Source organism: Paenibacillus sinensis (genome assembly GCF_019904155.1).
Taxonomy (GTDB): Bacteria; Bacillota; Bacilli; order Paenibacillales; family Paenibacillaceae; genus Paenibacillus_AQ; species Paenibacillus_AQ sinensis.
Window position 1 is genome coordinate 67,932 of sequence record NZ_JAHCMB010000139.1, and the last position, 6,010, is coordinate 73,941.

At 48.1% G+C, this 6,010-nt stretch carries 5 protein-coding genes and 1 other annotated feature; of the genes, 2 read left to right on the top strand and 3 right to left on the bottom strand.

Annotated elements, in window-relative coordinates; translation table 11 throughout:
- Window position 1 precedes the first annotated feature (1 nt).
- A complete protein-coding gene (locus KIH86_RS16110; RefSeq protein WP_223083813.1) occupies window positions 2-673 on the top strand; it encodes a TetR/AcrR family transcriptional regulator in 672 nt (223 codons plus the stop codon).
- 96 nt (window positions 674-769) lie between these two features.
- Window positions 770-1,002: a binding site (T-box leader), on the top strand.
- A gap of 47 nt (window positions 1,003-1,049) precedes the next feature.
- Window positions 1,050-3,059: an arginine--tRNA ligase gene (locus KIH86_RS16115; protein ID WP_235775445.1), complete on the top strand. Its 2,010-nt coding sequence runs from the start codon at window positions 1,050-1,052 to the stop codon at window positions 3,057-3,059.
- Window positions 3,060-3,283: 224 nt separating this feature from the next.
- On the opposite strand, the gene KIH86_RS16120 is transcribed toward KIH86_RS16115, so the two are convergent.
- From KIH86_RS16120 to KIH86_RS16130, 3 genes are all read right to left on the bottom strand, one after another.
- On the bottom strand, window positions 3,284-4,087 hold the full coding sequence (locus tag KIH86_RS16120; protein ID WP_223083814.1) for a Cof-type HAD-IIB family hydrolase: 804 nt from the start codon (window positions 4,085-4,087) through the stop codon (window positions 3,284-3,286).
- On the bottom strand, window positions 4,084-4,854 hold the full coding sequence (locus KIH86_RS16125; protein ID WP_223083815.1) for a DeoR/GlpR family DNA-binding transcription regulator: 771 nt from the start codon (window positions 4,852-4,854) through the stop codon (window positions 4,084-4,086). Before KIH86_RS16125 ends, KIH86_RS16120 begins: the two co-directional genes overlap by 4 nt.
- A 294-nt stretch (window positions 4,855-5,148) precedes the next feature.
- Window positions 5,149-5,841: a DUF421 domain-containing protein gene (locus KIH86_RS16130; RefSeq protein WP_223083816.1), complete on the bottom strand. Its 693-nt coding sequence runs from the start codon at window positions 5,839-5,841 to the stop codon at window positions 5,149-5,151.
- Window positions 5,842-6,010: the final 169 nt, after the last annotated feature.

Consider the following 6,010-nt stretch of genomic DNA (forward strand, 5'->3'; position numbering starts at 1 on the left):
CATGGCGGAAGAAAATACGGACCGAAGCGACGATCAATGGGCCCAGGAGCTGCTCGCTATCGGCGGCGAGGAGCATATGACGCCCAAGCAGATCGCCATTCTGAAAGCGGCGGTCGAAGTGTTCGCGGAGAAAGGGTACGCCGGGGCCGCAACCAGCGAGATTGCCCAGAAAGCGGGCGTTGCGGAGGGCACCGTTTTTCGCTATTACAAGACGAAGAAGGATCTTCTGATCTCCATCATCGGGCCGACGATGGGCAAGCTGCTCGCACCGTTCATCATCCGGAACTTCGGGAGCGTGCTGAATTCGCCTTACGAAACGTACGAAGATTTCCTTCGGGCTTTTATCGTGAACCGCCTCGACTTTGCCCGGAACAATTTCAAGCTGCTGAAAATTCTCGTTCAGGAAATACCCTTTCATCCGAGTCTTCGTGAGCAGTTCGTCGAGAATGTCATGAATATAATTGTGGAAAAAGTGTCTCTTCAGCTTGAGCGCTTCAAGGAGAAGGGGCAGATTGCCGATGTGCCGACGTCAGCCGTCATCCGCTTCTCAGCCTCAGCCGCCCTCGGCTTCATCATGACCCGGCTGCTGTTTCAACCCGATAAAGACTGGAATGACGAAGAAGAAGTCGAGATACTGATCCGCCTGATCATGCACGGCCTCTCCCCTCAATAACATCAATGCGACATGGAGGAAATGCATTCATGATACGCAATCGTCTGGAGCAGTATTGATTTTCGCCGGGAAACAGGTATAATTAGACCAAATTTCGTACAGTCGATGATCGGGAGAGTAGTTAAGGGGCACCGAGCCTTCAGCGAGCCGGAAGAGTGAGAGCCGGCGGCCTTCCCTTTATGAAGCGCACCCGGGAGACGGACTTCCGAAAGGTCCAGTAGGAAGCCCCGGGAACAGGCCCGTTATGCCTTAAGGTGGCCGGATTGCATTCAATCAGCAAGTCCGGCAAGCAGAGTGGTACCGCGAGAACACAAGTCCTCGTCTCTTTATTGGAGACGGGGGCTTTTTTTATTCAGACAAAGGGGGACTTTCGAACATGCTGAGCCGGATCATTGGTCAAGAGATCGAACAAAGCGTAATGAGAGCCATACGGGAAATGGGATTGGAGGTTTCCGCATTGCCAGCAGTAAGTATTGAACAGCCTGCCAGCCTCGATCACGGAGATTATTCCAGCAATATCGCCATGAAGCTCGCCAAGACGCTGCGCATGCCGCCGCTTCACATCGCAAACAGAATTCGGGATGTGATGATGGCTTCTGCCGCGAAGCAGGGACTGATCCGGCAGGCAGAGACCGCCGCTCCCGGATTCCTTAACGTCCGGATCGACTGGAGCGTATGGGCCGGGATGAACGAAGCATCCCCTGCGGGAGACCAAGGCAAGGTTGTGATCGAGCATACCTCTGTCAACCCGAATAAAGCTATGCACATCGGCCATCTGCGGAATGCCTGCATCGGAGACACCCTCGCGCGTCTGCTCAGAAGAACCGGCCATACGGTGGAGGTTCATAACTACATCGACGATCTCGGAAATCAGCTGGCGGATACGGTAGTGGGACTGCTGAACATACCTTTGGAAGGTGACTACGGTCGTTTCGGCGATTACTGCTGGGATTTGTATTCCGCAGTCAACCGGGCATATGGCTCGGACTCTCTGCTTAACGCCAAGCGTACGGAGACGCTGCATGAACTGGAGCAAGGCACCGGCAATACCGCCTGGATCGGCAAGATTGCCGCCGAAAGGATCGTCCGCGACCATGTGAAGGAGATGGCAGACTTCGGTATCCTGTACGATCTGCTGGTGTGGGAGAGCAGCATTGTCAAGGAGGGCTTCTGGGATGCGGCGTTTGAGCGTCTGCGGCAGACTCCCCTGTTCGTTCTGGAGACGACCGGCAAGCTCGCAGGCTGCTGGGTGCTGAAACAGGCGGAAAACGTTAGCGGAGACGGAGACCAGGGTACCGGGGAAGTCCAGCAGATTGGTGAATACACGCAGGATAAAGTGCTGGTCCGTTCCAGCGGCATTTTGACTTACACCGCCAAGGATATCGCCTATCATTTATGGAAATTCGGACTGCTGGACAAGGATTTCACCTATGAAGCGTTTGACGGTGAACTGTACACGACAGCTGCACATGGAGCGGCCAAGCCCCTTGGTCAAGCCCAAACCGTCATCAATGTGATCGATTCCCGGCAGGAATATCCGCAGACGATGGTCAAGGAAGCGCTCCGGGTGCTGGGTTACGGCGAGCAGGCGGACCGGCTGCATCATGCCGGTTACGGCGTCGTCTCGCTGAGCCCCGCTTCTGCGGCGGAGCTTGGCATTGATACGTCGGACGGCAGAGCTTCGTACGCCATGTCGGGCCGTCAGGGAATCGGCATCAAGGTCAGCGACCTGATCTCCCGGATGGAGCGGCATCTCGAAGACAGCGGAAGCGGCCGCGACGGTCTGCCGGCACGGATGATTGCCACAGCCGCCATCCGTTATTATCTGCTCCGGTTCAATCTGGGGACCGAGGTCATTTTTGATTTGCGCCAGGCGATGGAGCTCACCGGCAATACGGGCGTGTATCTGATGTACGCCCACGCGCGGGCAGCTAGAGTAATCCACAAAGCTGAGAGCCTCGGGTTGCTCACGCCAGGCATTGACAGCCGGAGCGCGGATTCCACCGAAAGCTCAAGCCAGATCGAGGACAGTAACAGCCAAACCGACAGCCGGACTGGGCATGGCGAGTCCGCGAACGGTAGAGCCGTCCCTCACCCGGCTCCCCCTTTCCCGGCGAAGCTGGAACCGGCGGAACTGGCGCTGCTGAGACAGCTTGGCGCATGGCCGGACACCCTGCATACGGCAAGCCAAGAATTGACGCCGAATACCATCTGCCAATACAGCCATACTCTATCCTCGCTGTTTCATCAGTTCTATGCTTTCTGTCCCATACTCACGGGGCCGGATGAGACTGTCGCTTTCCGGCTGTGGCTAACGGCCAAATTCAAGGAGACACTCGGAGATTCGCTGGAGGTGCTGGGACTTCCGGCGCCGGAGCGGCTATAACTTCTGCCAATTTGGAAGAATTATCCGCTAACTCATTTCAAGTCTACATATAAAAAACGAAAAGCATGAAAAAGGTTAGGGAGTACCAGCTAAAGCCAACACAAATGCAGCTTCCAGCTGACTCATGGCAAACCCGCTCATTGCGGTGGGAACAAACAGAACATACCAGTTCGGCAGAGGAATAGTAGGAAAGACCCCCTAACCAAACCATTTTTTATGTATCCTTACCCCAAAACACTATTTAATATATGTATTTTTTGGATAGCTTCAGCAACTGAGGATACAACATGACGAGCTTCTTTTTTCACTTCATCGGGGGCAGTTATCATTGCAAAACTGTGCGGAGTAAATGAAAACATAGGGATATCATTGAAAGAATCCCCGACACAAGCAACTTCGTTTGGCTGGAGTCCTAAATGTTTAACTAATACCGCTAATCCTGCTGCTTTTGAAACACGGGCAGGCATGACCTCCAAACAATCTTTATCGGAGATATAAATAGCAATTTCATCTTGGAACAACCGTGCAAGTTCGGTTTGCATGAGTCGGAGCTTTTCTAATTCACCAAAATAAGAAAATCGGCAGGCTATTATTTCGTTTAGCTGGAGTGCGTCTTCCAAGTCCTTTCTTTCTGTACTGGAACTCATAATGCGCGACTCGAGCGGTAAGATTCGCTCGGTTCGCTCCTCCAGATAGAAACAGTCATCAACGGAATAGATGAAATGTTCAGTCTGAAAGGTGCGAGACAATTTCAACAACTGTACAGCCAACTCAGAATTGAAAAAAGATGAACTTAAAATGACGAAGTCTTTTGTATGAACAGTGGAGCCATTTTGAGAAACTGCATGAAAGCGCCCCTCACAAGTATTCATGACCATTTGAAGCTCTGTAAACATTCTTCCGGATGCGAAACAGATTTCGTAGCCACTCTGTTGTGCATCCTTTACTGCAATTCTGTCAGTTTCGCTTATCTGTCGATTGCGATCCAGCAGAGTACCATCAAGATCACTAACGATGAGTTTTATCATCTTTCTTCCTCCGATACAATTAATAGTTCAACTTTATGTTCATGAAGGATGTCTATCATTGCCTGATCCGGACGCTGATCTGTTATCAGCAAATCAATGGCTTCGAGTTCAGCTATCCGATAAAACATTTGGACATGAAATTTTGTATGATCTGCCAATACAATCACTTGATTGGCCCGTTTTATCATTTCCCGTTTTACACGACCATCTTCCTCGTGAGGATATGACACTCCTCTGGACGAAATTCCGCAAGCTCCAAGAAACAACTTGTCTACCTGGTAGTCAGCCAACTTGTCAATCGTAGATTGTCCATAGACAAAACGATGCTGGGGGTTGAGTTCCCCTCCTAATAAATGAATTCGAATGGAAGGCTTCTTGGAAAGAACATCTGCAATATCAATTGAATTTGTGACAGCAACCAAATTTTGTGCAGCTATGTTTTCAGCGGCGAATTGAACGGTTGTCGAAGCATCCATCATGATAAATTCTCCACTTTTCACAAGAGAGGCAGCAAAAGCACCTATTTCACGCTTTTCATCGCCTTCACGAATTAGACGTTCGTTATAGTCATAAACTTCTTTAGTCTTTTTCGGTAATATCGCTCCTCCATGAGTTCGAATAAGAAGCCCCTGTTCTTCCATCTTTAATAGATCTCGCCTGGCGGTATCTCTGGATATATTGAATTGTTGGCAAACTTCCTGTACACCTATGCGTTCATATTGGCTTAGATGTTTCATTATCGCGTCAATGCGCTCTTCCTGGTACATATCAAATTTTCACCTCTTGCGGTATTAATTTCATTTTTATTATGAGCGTAATTCATTGTACAACATTTATTAAGCATATTGAAGTCATTCAAAGATATTTCACTTAAAATGATGCACAAAAAAGCATATTTCATTACCAAATACTCGACAATCGAGAATCCCCCTATCCTACAGATGCTGTACCAAAGCTCCAATTAAGCGGCGTTCAAGATGCTGCTGAAGACAGGAAACAAAGAAAAAATCCCCCCCTAATTCGGGAAGGAATACGACGTTGATCCTATAAGCAGTGACCTTTTACTTGTTAATAAAAAGAGAGCCATCCTTTTGAATTTCCGCATAAAAAACTTCTCGCTCTGATTGCACTCCCTGTTTCTTCAATTCATCGTGTACCCATGACTCGGTTAAATTCAGTTCCCTTAGATTCTTTTGTACGATTTTACCGTCCGAAATTATTTCTGATGGAAGATAAGTAAATGCTGGGGTTCGTATATTCATGTCTTCTTTAGTAACGGCTTGCTGATATTCTTTTTTTAGAACACTTATTTGTCCGTTTGGCTCTAAAATTGCATAATGGACTTCTTGAAAACTAAAGACATTTTTTTCCCGCAGCATCATAGTCAGATCATCAATATTAAGGCGGGTCCTAAGGAGTGCTTTCTTAAGTATTTTACCTTCCTTCACAACAATAGTGGGTTGACCATCAAACAGAATTCGGGCTTTGCTTGATTTCAAACCTGTGTAGCCAATAAGAATTGTTAAAATGAACCACCAGACTAAGGCGATGAGTCCATTAAAAAAAGGCGTTTCACTTTCGGCAGAAATATCCGCTGCGATAGAGCCGATCGTAATCCCTGTAACATAATTAAAAAAAGTAAGCTGACTTAGCTGCTTCTTACCAAGAAGCCGTGCAAATAACAATAATACAAAAAAGGAAGTGATTGACCTTAAGGTCATTTCCCAAAAACTTACTCTCATAAAATCATCCATTTGGAAACCACCTATTCGTGAGGCTTAATAGGCTCCAGTATTAACTTAACAATTATTGGACATACATCTGCCAGCCATAGCCACACAAATAAGGAGCTGTCCCATAAGTAGATTTTCAAAGTCAGAGACAGTTCTTCTTCATTCTAGAAAACGCAAAAAGTTAGCAAAA